2 protein-coding genes are annotated in these 816 nt (G+C 68.6%); one reads left to right on the plus strand and one right to left on the minus strand.

The genetic code is table 11. The annotated features are described in order from the left end of the window. A partial coding sequence (locus tag AC1D01_RS37050) for a class I SAM-dependent methyltransferase (protein ID WP_477874853.1) occupies positions 1–418 on the plus strand: 418 nt, incomplete at its 5' end. 93 nt (positions 419–511) lie between these two features. Here AC1D01_RS37050 and AC1D01_RS37055 read toward each other — a convergent pair. Further along, a partial coding sequence (locus tag AC1D01_RS37055; RefSeq protein ID WP_477874855.1) for an enoyl-CoA hydratase-related protein occupies positions 512–816 on the minus strand: 305 nt, incomplete at its 5' end.

Genomic DNA, 816 nt, shown 5'->3' on the forward strand with positions numbered 1-816 from the left:
CGACGTGACCGCGAGCGACTGCCATCCGCTCACCGCCGACTTCCTCGCCGAGAACCTGCGGCTCAACGGCCTGCTGCCGATGGCCTACCGGCACGGGCAGTGGTCCGAATCCGCCGACGACCTGCTGCCGCCGGTACCGCAGGCCGAGCAGACGCTCAGCGGCCGCTTCGACCTGGTGATCGGCAGCGACATCCTCTACGAGCGCGACGACGGCGGCCTGCTGGCCGGCTTCATCGGCCGCCATGTCGGCGCACGCGCCGAGGTCTGGATCGTCGACCCGAACCGCGGCAACCGCGCGGCCTTCACGCGGCAGATGGCAGCCATGGGGTTCTCGCTGCAGGAGGAGCGGCTGCAGCAGGTGGCGGACGCCACGCATGCGGCGTACAAGGGCCGGTTGCTCGTGTACAGCAACCACTGACCCGGATTGGCATCCGGGCTACGCAGCCACACCCCGGCAATCAACCTTCATTTGTTCGCTTGTCACCCCCGCACGCGCCTTTGAAGCGCCAACCTAGCGATGCTTGAACACCGCTTTGCGCTTGTTGACGAACGCATCCATCCCTTCCTTCTGGTCCTCGGTCGCGAACAGCGCGTGGAACATGCGGCGCTCGAACTGGATGCCCTCGGCGAGCGGCCCTTCGTAGGCACGGTTCACCGCCTCCTTGGCCATCATCACGCTCGGGCCGCCGTATTCGCAGATCGCCTGCGCCGCCGCCATCGTCACGCCCAGCAGCTCGGCCGCCGGCACCACGCGCGACACCAGGCCCGCGCGCTCGGCCTCGGCCGCGTCCATCATGCGGCCGGTCAGCACCATGT

This window comes from Rhizobacter sp. P3_B12 (assembly GCF_056402895.1).